Origin of the sequence: Kushneria aurantia DSM 21353 (assembly GCF_000382245.1) — a bacterium.
In the GTDB taxonomy this organism is placed as follows: domain Bacteria; phylum Pseudomonadota; class Gammaproteobacteria; order Pseudomonadales; family Halomonadaceae; genus Kushneria; species Kushneria aurantia.
This window is the reverse complement of the sequence record NZ_KB907863.1, coordinates 158,037-173,055: the sequence shown is the minus strand read 5'-3', so window position 1 is coordinate 173,055 and position 15,019 is coordinate 158,037. Positions and strand designations below refer to the sequence as shown.

Below are 15,019 nucleotides of genomic sequence, written 5' to 3'. Positions count from 1 at the left end.
AATGAAGCAGTCCATTCTTTTAATGAGCAAGGAGATCGGTATGCAGTTTTCTTCCTACGCCAAAACGCTGGCGGTAGCGCTTTCGCTGGCTGTGGTTGCAGGTTGTTCCAGTGGCGGCGGCACCCAGGACGGTAGCGACACTACCGGCATGACCAGCGGCAGCAGTGGCTCCACTTCCGGCATGGGCAGCAGCTCCGGTGCCAGCGGTCAGGGCATGGGTCAGCAGGCACCCAGTGAAAACCGCGTTTACTTCGACTTCGACAGCGACGCCATTCGTCCCGAGTTCGAGTCGATGCTGAACCAGCAGGCGCGCTACCTGCAGAGCAACCCGAGCACCAGCGTTGTCCTCGAAGGTCATACCGACCCGCGCGGTACCCGTGAATACAACCTGGGCCTCGGCGAGCGTCGTGCTAACGCTGTACGTCAGTATCTCTCCATCCAGGGCGTTTCGCCTTCGCAGATGGAAGTTGTCAGCTACGGTGAAGAGCGTCCTGCCGCTTCGGGCAACTCCGAACAGGCCTGGGCACAGGATCGTCGCGTCGTTATCGACTACTGATCCGGAGCTCATCCATGAAACACAGTCTCCTGAGACTGTGCGGCGCGGGAGCACTTGTGCTCCCGCTGTCCGTTTGGGCATCCGCGCAGGGCTCCTTTTACAACCAGGCAACCACGGGTTCGTCAGCCACGGGTACGCTGGAAATATTCAATCGGCTGCAGAGTCAGGAGCAGGATATCAATCAGCTCCGTGGCCAGATCGAGGAGTTGCGCCACCAGCTCGATCAGCAGCAGAAGCTGTCGCAACAGCGCTATCTGGATCTTGAAGAGCAGCTCAATCAGCGTGACAGCGCCGGTTCCGATGGGCAGGGCAGCGCAAGCAGCGGTGGTGCCGGCAGCAGCTCCAGCGACCCCATCAATCAGGCAGCAGCATCCGGCAGTAATGGCGGCTCGGGTAGCGGCGGGTCGTCGGGTGCCAGCAACGATGCTGACAGCGCCTACCGTGATGCTTTCAACCTGGTACGCGATCGCCAGTTCGAGCAGGCGATCTCGGCTTTTCAATCCTTTAATGAGAACTACCCGAATTCAACCCTGGTGGGTAATTCGTGGTACTGGCTTGGCGAGCTCTATTCGGCGCAATCGGAGCTTGATCAGGCGGCTAAGGCTTTCCGCACCGTCATCGACGATTACCCGCAGAACAGCAAGGTCGCCGACGCGATGTACAAGCTGGGACTGGTTTACGCCCGTCAGGGTAATGGCAGTCAGAGCCAGCAGATGCTGGATCGCGTTATCAGCGAACATGGCGACAGCGATGCTGCCGACCGAGCGCGTGAATTTCGTGAACAGACCAGCTGATGAGCTGCAACGCTCAGCCGTTTTTCTGAAGTAGTAACGCGGCAAGCGCGGTGGGCGTTTCGACCACACGATCGGCGCCCCATCGGCCGGGGTCATCCCCCTCGCGCAGATAGCCATAACGCACCGCGATAGCCGTCATTCCCGCGGCGCGCGCGGCTTCCACATCACGACGATGGTCGCCGATATACCAGCATCGTCCGGGAGCTACCGACAGCTGCCGAGCCGCCTCCAGCAGCGGCGCTGGATCGGGTTTTTTGACCGCCATGTCATCGGCACACAGCAGCACATCGGCTTCTATTTGCAGGGCTTCCAGCAGCGCTACGGCAAAGCGTCGCGGCTTGTTGGTCACAATGCCCCAGGGCCTGCGAGCGTCGCGGTAGTGATCCAGTACCTCCCGCAATCCCTCAAAGAGGGCACTGCTGACCGCAACGGCCTCGCCGTACAGGCTCAGCAGCTGCTCTCTTGCAGCGTCGAAATCAGGATGGGTTGCCTCCCGCCTCAGGGCCAGCGTCACCAGCGCCCCGGCACCTTCGGAAACCTCGCGGCGCAGCGGCTCGTAGGGCAGGGGCGGTAGATCGTGCCGGGCGCGCAGCGCGTTGGCGGCGCCGGCCAGGTCGGGTGCGGTATCCACCAGGGTACCGTCGAGATCGAACAGCAGCGCCACCGGTGCTGGTGTGAGACTCATGATTCGGCGACCCGGGTATGCATGAAGTAGTTGACGTCGATATCGCTGTCGCTCAGCCGATAGTGGCGCGTCAGCGGGTTATAGACGAGCCCGGTGATATCGCGCACCTCCAGGCCGGCGTTGCGTGCCCAGCGTGCCAGTTCGGAAGGTCGAATGAAGCGCTGATAGCTGTGCGTTCCGCGCGGCAGCAGATTGAGGACGTACTCGGCGCCAACGATTGCCATCGCCCATGATTTGGGGTTGCGATTGATGGTTGAGAAAAACACATGGCCGCCGGGACGTGCCAGCCGCGCGCAGGCGGCGATTACGCTTTCCGGCTCGGGAACGTGTTCCAGCATCTCGAAGCACACCACCACATCGAAAGTGCCGGCTGCCTGCTCTGCCATCTGTTCGGCGCTGAGGCACTGGTAGTCGATCGACAGGCCGCTCTCCTGCTGATGCAGTCGCGCCACTGCCAGCGGCGCTTCGCCAAGATCGATACCGCTGACCTCGGCGCCGCGATGTGCCATCGCTTCGCTGAGAATGCCGCCGCCGCAGCCGACATCAATGATGCGAAAGCCGGTCACGCCGGCACGCTGGTCGATATAGTCAAGGCGCAGCGGGTTGATGTCGTGCAGCGGCTTGCACTCGCCGTCGCGATCCCACCAGCGGCTGGCAAGTTGGTCGAATTTGGCAATTTCGCCGGGGTCGACGCTGCTTTTTGATTCACTCATTGCTTCTCTCCTTCGCGGCCCTGTGCCAACTCTCTGCCTCTTTTCTTCGCCAGCGCCATCAGTTCGGTCTCGTCCTCGCGCGTCAGGCGGCCTTCGTCCAGCAACAGTTCGCCGGCCACCCAAAGATGGCTCACCTGACGGCTATTGACTGCGTAGACCAATGCCGAGGCGGGGTCGTGTAGCGGCTGTGCTTCGAGACTGTCAAGATCGACAGCCATGATGTCGGCCGCCATTGCGGGCTCCAGGCGGCCGGTCACATCGGCCATGCCCAGCGCGGCAGCGCCTTCTCGCGTCGCCATGGCGAGTGTTGCCATGGCCGGTAGCGCAGCGGCGTTGCCGCTGACTCCCTTGGCCAGTAGCGCGGCGCTACGCATCTCGTCGAACATATCGAGATCATTGTTGCTGCAGGCACCGTCGGTGCCCAGCGCGACACGCACGCCGGCTTCCAGCAGCCGGGCTACGGGGCAGAAGCCGCTGGCCAGCTTGAGATTGGACTGTGGCGAATGGATGGCGCTGGCCCCGCTGGTAGCCAGCAGGTCGATTTCTTCATCATTCAACTGCGTCAGGTGCACGGCCTGCAGATCGGCCGTCACCACACCGGCGCGGCGCAGTCGTTCCAGCGGGCGAGCGCCGTATTGCTGCAGCGACTGCGTCACCTCGTCGTGCGTTTCGTGAATATGCATCTGGATCGGTACGCCCAGTCGATCGCGAGCCTCGACCAATTGCTCGAGACTGTCGTCACCGACGGTATAGGGGGCATGGGGGCCAAGGGCCACGCGCAGTCTGTCATGACCGCGCAGACGCTCGGCCAGGGCGACGCTTTTTTCAATGCCATGGCGGAAATCCCGCGCCCAGGGGGTTTCGAAATCCATCAGCGGCGTGCACAGCTGAGCGCGCATGCCGCTCTCGTCGAGCAGGTCGGCAACCTCTTCGGGGGCGAAATACATATCGGCAAAGGTAGTGGTGCCCGAGCGTAGCATCTCCGCTATCGCCAGCCGCGTGCCATCGACAATGGCAGCGGTATTCATGTGCGCCGCTTCCGCCGGCCAGATATGCTCGTTGAGCCATTGCATCAGCGGCAGGTCGTCGGCATAGCCACGCATCAGCGCCATTCCGGCATGATTATGGGCATTGATCAGCCCCGGCATCACGGCATGATGGGTCAGTTCAAGCCGCTGCTGCGGCGAGTGGCGCCGGCGCATCTCATCGATGGGGCCGCTATCCAGGATACGGCCTTGCCGAATGGCAAGCGCATGGTGTTCTCGCAGCGGCAGATTGTCGCTCATTGGCAGTAGCCAGCGGCATTCGATAACCCGTTCGGCTGTAAGGTGGTGACTGGACATGAACCCTCCATAATATGGCTTATTCTAGCAGTCTATTGGCCACATACTCGGTCTCGGCTGCCAGGGACAGCAATTTTTTATACCGTTATCTTTTTTTCCGGGTAAAATTGCAACAGGCTATCCGGATACATCAGCACAACCAACTGTGAAATGTAAGAAGGCGTGCAATCAGCTATTTTAGATATTCTCCGGGCAGGTTCGTGGTCCGGACGAACAAGAGCATTGTCTGCAGCACCCCATCGGACGTTATGCTATCCGTCAGTGGTGTCTCAACATTCTTGAAATAAAAGGAACAAGGAATGATCCGTAAAGCAGTGCTTCCCGTTGCAGGTTTTGGTACCCGCTGCCTTCCCGCCTCCAAGGCCATTCCCAAGGAGATGATCACCATCGTCGACAAGCCGGTGATCCAGTATGTCGTGCAGGAGGCCGTCGAAGCAGGCATCAAGGAGATCGTCCTTGTCACGCACTCCACCAAGGCAGCGATCGAAAATCATTTCGACAAGCATTTTGAACTGGAGAGTCAGCTCGAGGCCAAGGGCAAGACCGAACTGCTTAATGAGCTGCGCAGCATCATTCCCGACGATGTGTCGATCATCTCGGTACGCCAGCCGCAGGCGCTGGGCCTGGGTCATGCCATTCTTTGCGCGCGTCCGATCATTGGCGACAACGAGCCGTTCGCCGTTTTGCTGCCGGACGTACTGGTCGACTGTGCGGGGCTCGAGCACAACGATCTGGCCGGCATGATCAAGGCGCACGACAGCACCGGTGCGGCGCAGATCATGGTGCAGGACGTGCCTGCCGAGGTCGCCTACAAGTACGGCATTGTGGCGCTCGAAGGGGAAACGCCCGAAGCCGGCGGCAGTGCAAAAATTACCGGTATGGTGGAAAAGCCCGACCCCGGCACCGAGCCGTCGACGCTTGCCGTCATCGGTCGCTATACGCTGCCCGGCGCCATCTTCCCGATTCTGGCCGAAACAACGCCCGGTGCCGGTAACGAGATTCAACTGACCGATGCCATCGACACGCTGCGCGGCAGCGGTGAGGTAGCGGCCTATCGAATGAAGGGTGAAACCTTCGACTGCGGTCACCAGCTCGGCTATCTGGAAGCAACGATCGCGCTGGCGCGTCGCCACCCCAAATATGGCGAGGGTTTCCGCGAGCTACTCAAGCGTTACCAGAGTGAGGCCTGACAATGCAGGTAGTGGTACATGGCAGTGAACTGAGCGCGGCCACTGCGGCGGCTGCGCTGTCGATGGTCGGCCACCATGTCTGGTGGTGGCCGCATCCGGCTCAGCCCTGGGAAAAGCTGGTCGAGACCGATTGGATCGTCAACGAGCCCGGGCTTTACCACCAGCTCTGCAACAGCATCGAAAGCGGCTCGCTGACGCTTTGCGACAGCGCCCGTTCTCTGCCCAGCGCCAGCGTTTACTGGCTCGCGGTATCCTCCGATCAGCGACAGGATGCCGATCGCTGGGTCGAGCAGACGCTGGGCAAGGAGCCCCATGATTTTGTGCTGGTCAACAACAGCACCTTTCCCATTGGCCACACCGAAGAGCTGGAGCAGTTGCTGCGCCGCGAGCATCAGGTCGCGGTGGCGTTGCCTGAAGTGCTGGAAGAAGGGCGGGCGCTGACCACTTTCACCCGCCCCGACAGCTGGATACTGGGTAGTGAAAACGACTGGGCCACGCGCCATATTGCCGAGCTGCTGCGCGCTTTCAATCGCCGCGAGAACAATCTGCGCCTGATGCCGCGCCGCGCTGCCGAGCTCACCAAACTGGCGGTGATCGGCATGCTGGCAACACGCGTCAGCTACATGAACGAACTGGCCGGCCTGGCTGACAGCCTGGATGTCGATATCGATCTCGTGCGTCAGGCGATGGGCGCCGACCGCCGTATCGGGCGCGACTATCTGTATCCGGGTAGTGGCTTCGGCGGTCCCAGCTTCGCGCGCAATCTCTACCGGCTTTCCAGTGTGCGCGCCCGTGAGGGGCAGCGCGACGGCCTGCTGGAGCGGGTCATCGACATCAACACACAGCAGCAGGAGGTGCTGTTTCGCAAGCTGTGGCAGCACTTCCACGGCAATCTTGGCGGCCGTCGTGTGGCGATCTGGGGGGCTGCCTTTAAACCCGGAACCCCGCGTATCGCCCATGCGCCGATACTGCGTCTGCTGGATGCGCTCTGGGCTCAGGGCGTTCATGTTCATCTTCATGACCCGGCCGCGCTGCCGGCTATCGCGCGCTACTACGGCGATCATCCGCTGCTGACGCTTGCCGAGTCGCCCGAAAAGGCCTGCGATGAGGTCGATGCGCTACTACTGGTGACCGAATGGAAGGAGTACTGGAACCCTGACTGGCGGCGTCTCTCGACGCTGATGAAAACCCCGCTGCTGCTCGACGGGCGTAACATCTACGACCCGTCCTACGTGGCCGAGCAGGGCTTCACCTATCGCGGCGTGGGGCGTCGCAGCGAACCCATGCCGGGCACGCTGGGCGATAACGACTTCTGAGTACTGCCGGGGCGGTGCCGCTCCGGTCAACGGGGTGGCATGCCCGTTTGCGGCAGGGTAGCGAACTGCACCAGCGGGCGGCGCCCTTGTGCGGCTGCCACAGCGTCGTCAAAACACTGCTCGACAAAGGGCCAGTTGATGATCGTCTCGAGGCGGTCGAGATACTTGTGGCGGTCACCGAGGTAATCCGGCACCCAGGCGTGCTCCCACATATCGATGGCCAGCAGCGGATGATAGCCGCCCAGCAGAGGGGAGCCGGCATCGGCGGCGTTGATAATATCGAGCCGTCCGGCGGCGGTTACCACCAGCCATGTCCAGCCTCCCATGAAGTGGGCGCCGGCGCTGGCGTGCAGCGCCTGCAAAAGCGCCTCGAAACTTCCCCAGCGCGCCATTACGGCGTGCTGCAGTGGGCCTTCCGCCGGTGTCTGATACCAGGGCGTCAAACACTGCCATAAAAAGGTGTGATTCCACGCCTGGCAGGCGCAGGCGTGCGCTTCACCGCGCATTGTCAGCATAATGCTTTCCAGCGAGAAATCGCCATGGCCGAGTGCCTTCAGGCGCTCGATATAACCGCCATGGACATTTCGATGATGATTTCCAAGGCTTTGTGCAGAGATCACCGGCGACAGTGCGTCATAGCCATAGGGCAGCGAGGGGAGTTCAAGAGGCATACCACTTTCCATGCAGTGTCACGTCGGGGCGGCCATAAAAACCTGTGTCGAAAGGCCCGCTGGTTCGCGCCGTGCCTTTACCCTTTGACAGCGTAACGGCTCTGGCTTTTCGATAGCGAACCATCGTAGCATGCACTATCCAAACCGAATTTGTTCGAATGCGCCGAAATGCCATCGGTGGCCAATCTGACTGGAAGCCTCATGCCGGACAAGGACCAGGACGAACCGATTCTGCGCGCCGAGCGTCACGCATCGCGATCCGTATCGACCGCCGGCGCTCACCGCCGCACCGCCGGCGTCCGCCGGGTCAGGCTGTGGCCGCTTTATATGCTGGTGCTACTGCTGCTTGTAGCGCTGACAGCTCTGGGAGTGACCTACTACCAGCAGCGGCAGGCGCTGCTGGCGCGTTTTGACGAAGTCGCCAATATGGCCGAGGAGGGGGTTGATCGTCGCGACGAGCTCTCCTCCAACGTCAGCGCCATGCTCGACAGCCTGCGCCAGGCGCAGATGGAGCAGCAGGAACTGATCGAGAGCCAGCGTCAGCGCCTCGATCAGCAGCAGGAGCAGTTGGCTGCACAGCCGCAGGTGGACCTGCCGTCGCGTCTCGACCGTCTCGGTGAGGCGGACGCCACCCTGCAGCAGACGCAGCAGGCCATGCAGCAGTCGCTCGAGGCGCTCGACAGTGCTATCGCCACGCTGCGTAGTGGTACTGATGAGCGAGTAGAGCAGACGCAGTCGCAACTGGCGCAGATCGAACAGCGCCAGCAGGCGTTGTCGCAGCGGCTGGATGAACAACTGTCAGCACTGAGCCAACGGCAGCAGCAGCTTTCCACAAGCCTTGGGTCGCTCGACGACAGCGTCAGCGGTCGAGATGCACAGCTGGAGCGCATTGGCGAGCGGCTCGACGCCCTGGATGCGGGCGTCGATCGGCTGCGGCAGAACCAGATTCAGTTGCAGGCGGCGCAGGAGTCGCTTCGGGGTGTGTTCGATCCCTGAGCCTCTAATGTCCATGGATAGTGTTTGATTCAAGGAAGAGTGCAGAATCTATGTCGTGTCGTGGTGCCGCGACCTACCGCGTAACACAGCGCTTGACCGTCGCTGTTCTGCTCGGCGTTTCGAGTGCATTGGCGGCGCCCGTCGCCAACGCAATTGAAGCCGATGTCAGCGGCGTCACCGGAGAGCTGGCGACCAATATTCGCAACTATCTGGAGCCGCTGGATATTCCTGCCGACGCCGAGCTGCAGGGCTACAGTGCCGAGGTGCACGAGCGTGTCGAAAATGCCCTGCGCCCCTTTGGCTACTATGCGCCGGAAATCGAGATCGACCTTGTCAGTCGCGATAGGGTGCGTTTGCAAGTGCAGCATGGCCCGGCGGTCAAACTGCGTTCGCTGACCGTCGAGCTGCGTGGCGCGGCCAGCGACGATGAACCCTTTCAGCAAGCGGTAGCCGATAGCCCCCTGCAGCAGATGCGGGATAAAAGACTGCGTCACGCTCCCTATGAGGCGCTCAAGTCGCGTCTCAGCGCACTGGCGCTGGAGCGTGGCTATTTCGATGCTCGCTATCTGCGCAGCCGCATTGAAGTGCGCCCGTGGGAAAACGCCGCCTATATCACTTTGATATTCGACAGCGGAACGCGCTATCGCTTCGGCGATATCCTTGTCAGCGGCAGCCAGATCCGCAACAACCGCGTGCGCAACATGGCCCCTTTCGCACCCGGAGACCGCTATCTCGCCACCGATGTGGCACGCTACAGCCAGCGTCTCAATAACAGCGGCTGGTTCCGCAGTGTCGGGCTCAGGCCGCGCCTCGACCGACAGGGCTACACCAGCGCCAGCCGTATTGCATCATCGCCCGATGCGCGCGTGGTCGAGCCCGATGGCAGCAGTAACGAAAGCTTTATCGATCGCGTCGAACTGAAAGCGCCGGAGGCCAGCGACCGGGTGCCGATCGGCGTCGAGGTCGTACCCGCCGATCGCCAGCAGTTTGAGGTGGGGGTAGGCTTTGCCACCGACGTCGGCCCGCGTACCCAGTTCAGCTGGCATATTCCCTGGCTCAGCGAACGCGGCGACAGCCTTGAAAATCAGCTTTATCTCTCCGGCCCCGAACAGACCTTCTCCGGCGAATACAGCCTGCCGTTGGAAAACCCATGGCGTGACAGCTACTACCTGCGCTATGGCCTTGAGAATACCGATCAGACCGACACCGATACCCGCAGTCAGCAGAGCTCGATATCGCTGGGGCGTCAGTGGCGCTTTGAAAACGACTGGACGCAGAACGTTTACCTGCGCGCCAGCTATGAAGATTTCACCCAGGCCGATCAGGACGGCCAGGTGCTGCTCTTTGTGCCCGGCGCCAGCTGGTCGCGCACGCGCGTCGACAATCAGCGGTTTCCCATGTGGGGGGATCGGCAGGACATTCTCGTCGAGGGTTCCAGTGAAAGCTGGGCGTCGGATGCCGACTTTCTGCGCACACGTCTCGACACCCAGTGGATCAGAAGCCTGGGCGACAACAATCGTTTTATCGGCCGCGCTACTCTGGGGGCAACCCTGACCGATGACTTCAGTCAGATACCGCCGTCGCTGCGTTTCTTCACCGGTGGTGATCGCAGCGTGCGTGGTTACGACTACGAGACCATTGCGCCGCGCAACGACGACGGTGAGCTGCTGGGCGGCGAGCAACTGCTGGTTACCTCGCTCGAGTATCAGCGCCGTGTGACCGGTGACTGGTGGGGGGCGACCTTTTTCGATGCCGGTAACGCCTTCAACGACTGGGGGCCGGACGAGCTGAAAAAGAGCTTCGGCGCCGGCGTGCGCTGGATCTCGCCGGTGGGGCCGATAAGACTGGATATCGCCCATCCCCTGGATGACGACGACAACGCCTTCCGTATTCACTTCGGGATAGGGCCGGAATTTTGAGACTGATCCTTCGTGCGATGCTGTGGTCGACCCTGACCCTGCTGGGGCTTGTGCTCACTCTGGCGGGCACGGCGCTGTCGCCCTGGGGAACGCAGTGGCTGCTGGAGCAGGCACAGTCCCGTGGCTATCTCGCTTTCGAACGGGTCGAGGGCGCACCACTGGACGACTTCGCGCTCTACGGTCTGGAAGTGAATACCCCCGCGCTGACGCTGTCGGCGCGGCGCTTCGAGCTGCAGTGGGCCGATGACTGCCTGCTGGGCGGCCGGCTGTGCATCGATCGACTGGCCGCCGCGGGCGTCAGGGTGCGCCTGCATGATACCGGCGACAGCACAGCGCCAGCGCCGCAGGAGACGCAGAGCGGCGGGGGGCGGCTCGCAACGCCGCTGCCGATCGAACTGCGCGAGCTGTCGCTGGCCGATATCGATGTCCGCCTGGCCGACGGCACGCAGCTGCAGTTGGGGCGCTTTACCAGCGCCGCCACTCTGGAAGGCAGTCAGCTGAATCTCGCGCCTACCGAGCTTCGCAACACCAGCGTGATACTGCCGGGCACGCCGGGGCTCGACTATGCCGATCCGCTGGCGAGTTCGGTTGATACGCGCACTGCGCGCCGTGTCGCCAACGCCGAGATTGTCAGCGCAAGCGCTATCGAGGCGGCCGAGAGCGTGGTGAAACCGCCCGCGCCAACGCTGGTGGCAGCCGGCGATACCACCTTTGCTCTGAATTCCGCAGCGCTGGCTGCCGCTGAACGGGTCGCCGCGCCCGGCCCCCTGGCACAGCTTGCCGCTTTTGCCGAGCGGTCGGTGGCCAATCCGCTGGCCGGCAGCTGGGGTCAAGTTGACGATCAGGGACGCATCGTTTTGCCGGACATAACGCTGCCGCTGGATGTGGACATCGAGCAGTTCACCGTCCGCAATCTCTACCTGGTCGGCGATACGCCGCTGACCGTCAATCAGCTGTCGCTGGTGGCCCGAACCGACCAGTCCAGTGTTGAACTCAGCCGCTTCGAGCTGGATTCATCACTGGCACAGCTGTCGATGACGGCACGGGCCGGTCTGAGCGGTGATTATCCGCTGACGTTGTCGGCCAATGCCAAACTGAGCGGCGCACCGCTGCCCGGCGAGCGTCTTGCTATCGGTGTCGACGGTTCGCTGGCCGATCTGAGCCTCGATATCGACGCCACTGGCCCGATAGCCGCCCGGCTGCAGGCACACAGCGATCTGCTGGCCCCGGACCTGCCGTTTCGTCTGGCTCTCGATGCCCCTGCGCTGCGCTGGCCGCTCGCACCGAACGCCAACGAGCAGGCGTGGCAGCTCGACAATCTCGCCTTCAATGCCGAGGGCTCGCTACGCGATTACCGCCTGAGCCTGTCCGCCGATGCCGAGGGTCCGACGGTCGAGCCGCTGGGTGTGTCGCTCGTGGGAAGCGGCGATCTGCGCCACTTCAACTGGTCGCCGCTGACCGTTACCAGCGGTGAAGGGCAACTGCAGAGCAGTGGTACGGCGCGCTGGGACGGCGGTCTCGCCATCGACGCCTCGCTGGGTCTTGATCGGCTCGATCTGACGCGCTTTACCGACGCTGTCAACGGCCGGCTCAACGGCGAAACCCGGGTGCGTTTCGATCTGATGGGCGCCGACAGCTGGCGCGTCGAGGTGCCACAGCTGGCCATCGACGGCACCCTGCAACAGCGTGCGCTTTCCCTGCAGGGTCAGTTTACCGGCAACAGTGCCATGCAGTGGCAGATTGACCGGCTCGATCTGCGCCAGGGCGAAAACCGCCTCAACGCCAGCGGTCGTATCGGCGAGCAGCTGTCGCTACAGGCCGATCTTGCGGCGCCGGCGCTGGGCACCATCATGCCGCAGTTGGGGGGTAGCGCCAGCGGCCGAATTCGTCTCGGCGGCACCCTCGAAAGCCCGGACAGCGATATTCGGCTCAGCGGCCAGGGGCTGCGTTTTCAGGACAATCACATCGGTAGTCTGGAGCTTGCCGTCACCACAGATGGCCTGGATGACCCTCGAGTCGGTCTGGAGCTGAACGCTACCGGTATTGCCGCTGCGGGTCAGCAGGTCGAAAGCGTCAGCGCCAGTCTCGACGGCCGGCTCGGACAGCACCGCCTCGAACTGCAGGTCGAGGGCGGGGAGGGGATGCCGGTGGAGCGCGCCCGGCTGGCGCTGCAGGGCGGGCTTGATCAGCGTCGCCAGCGCTATCGTGGCACGCTCAATACGCTTGCGCTCAGCACGCGCCAGGCGGGTGACATCGCGCTGGAGAGCCCCTTCACTTTCGATGCCCGTCTCGATCAGTCGCGCTTCAACGCTCAGCCGTTCTGTCTGGTACGTCAGCAGGGCGGACGCCTGTGCGCCGTCGAGCCGCTGACCGCCAGCGCCCAGAGTGGCAGTGCGAGGCTGCGCCTTTCCGAGGTGGCACTGGCCAGTGCCAACGACTTTCTGCCCGATCCCTGGCGTGTCGGCGGTGACCTGAGCGGTACCATCAATCTTGACTGGTCGCGCGGCGGGGCCAACTGGCAGCTGGTATCGCAGCTCGACAGCACGGCCGATATCAGCGGTCAAAATGCCAACGGGCAGCCTTTTGCGCTGCCGCAGTTACAGCTACAGCTGAACGTCGATGCCACATCCGCCCGTGCCGAGGCCGATCTAGACCTGCAGCTTCAGAACGCCGGGCGCCTGCGGTTGGAGGCGGATATTGGCGACCCGCTGGGAGCGCGCTCGCTGTCCGGTCGACTACGTGTCGACGGTCTGCAACTGTCGCCCTATACGCCGCTCGTCGCCGTACTGGACCGCCTTGCCGGCCAGCTCAATGGTGATGTCAGCCTCTCCGGTACGGCGCAGTCGCCACAGCTCAACGGTAGCATGGTATTGAGCGATGTCAGCGCCGGGGGCGATCAGCTGCCGGTAGCGCTGGAAGATGCTCGTATGGCGATGGATTTCAACGGCGACAGCGGCACCCTTGACGGGTATCTGCAGGCCAATGGCACACGCTGGGGACTCTCGGGCGACGCCCGCTGGCCTACTACCGGCAGCTGGCGCGCCCGCATGGCGCTTGACGGCGCCGATGCGCCATTGGAAGTGCGTCTGCCGCAGTTCGGTCGAATCCGCATCTCACCTGATCTGGAGGTCGTCGCCAATCCATCGCGGCTGTCGATCACTGGTGACGTACGCATTCCCTGGGCGCGACTGGAGGTAGGGCAGATACCGCCTTCTACAGTTCAACCCTCCAGTGATGAGGTTATCGTCACCCGCGAGGAGTACGAGGCGCGTCAGCAGCAGGCGGTCGAGCGTGCCGCCCGCACCAGTATCGACGATCAGTTCGACTGGGCCACTACCAGTGATCTGCAGCAGGCCGGCATGGACGTTAACGTGGCGGTCAACCTGATCATCGGTGATGATGTCCAGCTGCAGGCCTATGGGCTCAGCGCCGGCGTTCGGGGCAGTCTCGACGTACGCCAGAGCAGCGGTTCGCTGCAGCTTTTCGGCGATGTCTCGCTGGTCGATGGCCGTTTTCAGGCCTTCGGACAGGATCTTTTGATCCGCCGCGGTCAGGTGCTGTTCAGCGGCCCGCCGGGGCAGCCGTATCTGGATATCGAGGCGATCCGCAATCCGGACGTGACCCAGGATGACGTCATTGCCGGACTGCGGGTTACCGGCGCCGCCGATCAGCCGCAGCTGGAAGTGTTTTCAGAGCCGGCGATGAACGAGACCCGAGCGCTCTCCTACCTGCTGCGCGGTCGCGCACCGGACGCCAGTGGTGACAGTGATGGCATGCTGACCTCGGCGCTGATCGGCTTGTCACTGTCACGCAGCGGTGCGGCAATCGGCCAGTTGGGGCAGGCTTTCGGCATCGAGGATCTGTCGCTGGATACCTCGGGAAGCGGTGACGAAAGTCAGGTAGTGGTTAGTGGCTACCTGTTCGACGATCTCCGGGTCAGCTACGGTGTCGGTCTGTTCTCACCGATCGCCGAGCTGACGCTGCGCTATCGTCTGCTGCAGGACCTTTACCTGCAGGCGGTATCCGGTGCCAATCAGGCGGTGGATCTGATCTATACCTTCAGCCTGGGACGGACGCCTGCGCTCGGGGAGCGTCAATAACGTCTCTTTTGGTGTGGCCGGGGGCTTGTGTTTGCCCTCGGTCGGCCCGATACAGCCTGATAGCCTTTTATTTTTCTGTCCCGGCGGAGTGACCATGTTCGGATTCGATAGAACGCGCATGCCGACGACGGCCGAAGCGCTGCCCGGTCGCGATACCCCTATGGCGATCAGTGGCATTCATCATGTCCTTGAGCGCGATATCACCGCGCCGCCTCCCGAAGGGTGCGATGAGATCGTGCTGGGGCTGGGTTGTTTCTGGGGCGCCGAGCGTCTTTTCTGGGAATTGCCGGGTGTGCTCTTCACGGCAGTGGGCTATGCCGGGGGCTATACGCCCAACCCCACCTACAAGGAGGTCTGTACCGGCAGAACCGGCCACGGCGAGGTGGTCAGAGTCGTGTTCGATCCGACCGAGATCGGCCTGCCGGAGCTGCTGCGGGTGTTCTGGGAGGCGCACGACCCGACCCAGGGAATGCGTCAGGGGAACGACATCGGCAATGAGTATCGCTCGCTGATTCTGGTACACAACGACCATCAGCGTGATATCGCCGAGAAGAGCCGCAGCGAGTACGCCCGCGCGCTGGAGAGTGCCGGACGGGGAGAGGTGACTACCGAGATCGTACCGCTCGAGCATTTCTACTATGCCGAAGAGTATCACCAACAGTACCTGAGCAAGAATCCCATGGGCTACTGCGGTCTCAAGGGAACCGGTGTGAGCTGCCCGATCTCCTGAGACAGC

12 protein-coding genes are annotated in these 15,019 nt (G+C 62.6%); 8 read left to right on the top strand and 4 right to left on the bottom strand.

All coding sequences use genetic code 11. The annotated features are described in order from the left end of the window. Positions 1-40 precede the first annotated feature (40 nt). Together pal and ybgF are read left to right on the top strand one after the other, a co-directional pair. Positions 41-556, top strand: coding sequence for a peptidoglycan-associated lipoprotein Pal (gene pal, locus H146_RS0102585; RefSeq protein ID WP_019950284.1), 516 nt, complete (start codon positions 41-43; stop codon positions 554-556). A 14-nt stretch (positions 557-570) separates the two neighbouring features. After that, on the top strand, positions 571-1,350 hold the full coding sequence (ybgF, locus tag H146_RS0102580; protein WP_026351701.1) for a tol-pal system protein YbgF: 780 nt from the start codon (positions 571-573) through the stop codon (positions 1,348-1,350). A 13-nt stretch (positions 1,351-1,363) separates the two neighbouring features. Here the strand turns inward: ybgF and H146_RS0102575 are convergent, their stop codons facing one another. Genes H146_RS0102575 through H146_RS0102565 form a run of 3 tightly spaced genes read right to left on the bottom strand, consistent with a single transcriptional unit; the run spans position 1,364 to position 4,091 of the window. Continuing rightward, on the bottom strand, positions 1,364-2,035 hold the full coding sequence (locus H146_RS0102575) for an HAD-IA family hydrolase (RefSeq protein ID WP_026351700.1): 672 nt from the start codon (positions 2,033-2,035) through the stop codon (positions 1,364-1,366). Beyond that, positions 2,032-2,748 (bottom strand): bifunctional 2-polyprenyl-6-hydroxyphenol methylase/3-demethylubiquinol 3-O-methyltransferase UbiG, encoded by a 717-nt coding sequence (ubiG, locus tag H146_RS0102570; protein WP_019950281.1) that lies wholly within the window; start codon positions 2,746-2,748, stop codon positions 2,032-2,034. Before ubiG ends, H146_RS0102575 begins: the two co-directional genes overlap by 4 nt. Continuing rightward, positions 2,745-4,091 (bottom strand): TRZ/ATZ family hydrolase, encoded by a 1,347-nt coding sequence (locus H146_RS0102565; protein ID WP_019950280.1) that lies wholly within the window; start codon positions 4,089-4,091, stop codon positions 2,745-2,747. Before H146_RS0102565 ends, ubiG begins: the two co-directional genes overlap by 4 nt. A gap of 299 nt (positions 4,092-4,390) precedes the next feature. Here H146_RS0102565 and galU point away from each other — a divergent pair, with 299 nt between their 5' ends. Together galU and H146_RS0102555 are read left to right on the top strand one after the other, a co-directional pair. Continuing rightward, positions 4,391-5,281 (top strand): UTP--glucose-1-phosphate uridylyltransferase GalU, encoded by an 891-nt coding sequence (gene galU, locus H146_RS0102560; protein ID WP_019950279.1) that lies wholly within the window; start codon positions 4,391-4,393, stop codon positions 5,279-5,281. A gap of 2 nt (positions 5,282-5,283) precedes the next feature. Beyond that, complete coding sequence (locus tag H146_RS0102555; RefSeq protein ID WP_019950278.1) at positions 5,284-6,597, top strand: nucleotide sugar dehydrogenase; 1,314 nt, start codon at positions 5,284-5,286, stop codon at positions 6,595-6,597. A 26-nt stretch (positions 6,598-6,623) separates the two neighbouring features. Here H146_RS0102555 and H146_RS18230 read toward each other — a convergent pair whose 3' ends face one another. Beyond that, on the bottom strand, positions 6,624-7,268 hold the full coding sequence (locus H146_RS18230; protein ID WP_019950277.1) for a superoxide dismutase: 645 nt from the start codon (positions 7,266-7,268) through the stop codon (positions 6,624-6,626). A 201-nt stretch (positions 7,269-7,469) separates the two neighbouring features. On the opposite strand from H146_RS18230, the gene H146_RS0102545 reads away from it, so the two are divergent. The 4 genes from H146_RS0102545 to msrA all read left to right on the top strand — a co-directional run bounded on the left by H146_RS0102545 (position 7,470) and on the right by msrA (position 15,013). Beyond that, the gene (locus H146_RS0102545) at positions 7,470-8,264 is read left to right on the top strand and encodes a coiled-coil domain-containing protein (protein ID WP_019950276.1); all 795 of its coding nucleotides are present in this window, start codon (positions 7,470-7,472) and stop codon (positions 8,262-8,264) included. Positions 8,265-8,356: 92 nt separating this feature from the next. Next, complete coding sequence (gene tamA, locus H146_RS0102540; protein WP_026351699.1) at positions 8,357-10,183, top strand: autotransporter assembly complex protein TamA; 1,827 nt, start codon at positions 8,357-8,359, stop codon at positions 10,181-10,183. Beyond that, positions 10,180-14,283, top strand: coding sequence for an autotransporter assembly complex protein TamB (gene tamB / locus H146_RS18225; RefSeq protein ID WP_033195364.1), 4,104 nt, complete (start codon positions 10,180-10,182; stop codon positions 14,281-14,283). Before tamA ends, tamB begins: the two co-directional genes overlap by 4 nt. A gap of 94 nt (positions 14,284-14,377) precedes the next feature. After that, positions 14,378-15,013 (top strand): peptide-methionine (S)-S-oxide reductase MsrA, encoded by a 636-nt coding sequence (gene msrA, locus H146_RS0102530; protein ID WP_026351698.1) that lies wholly within the window; start codon positions 14,378-14,380, stop codon positions 15,011-15,013. The last annotated feature ends 6 nt before the right edge of the window (positions 15,014-15,019 follow it).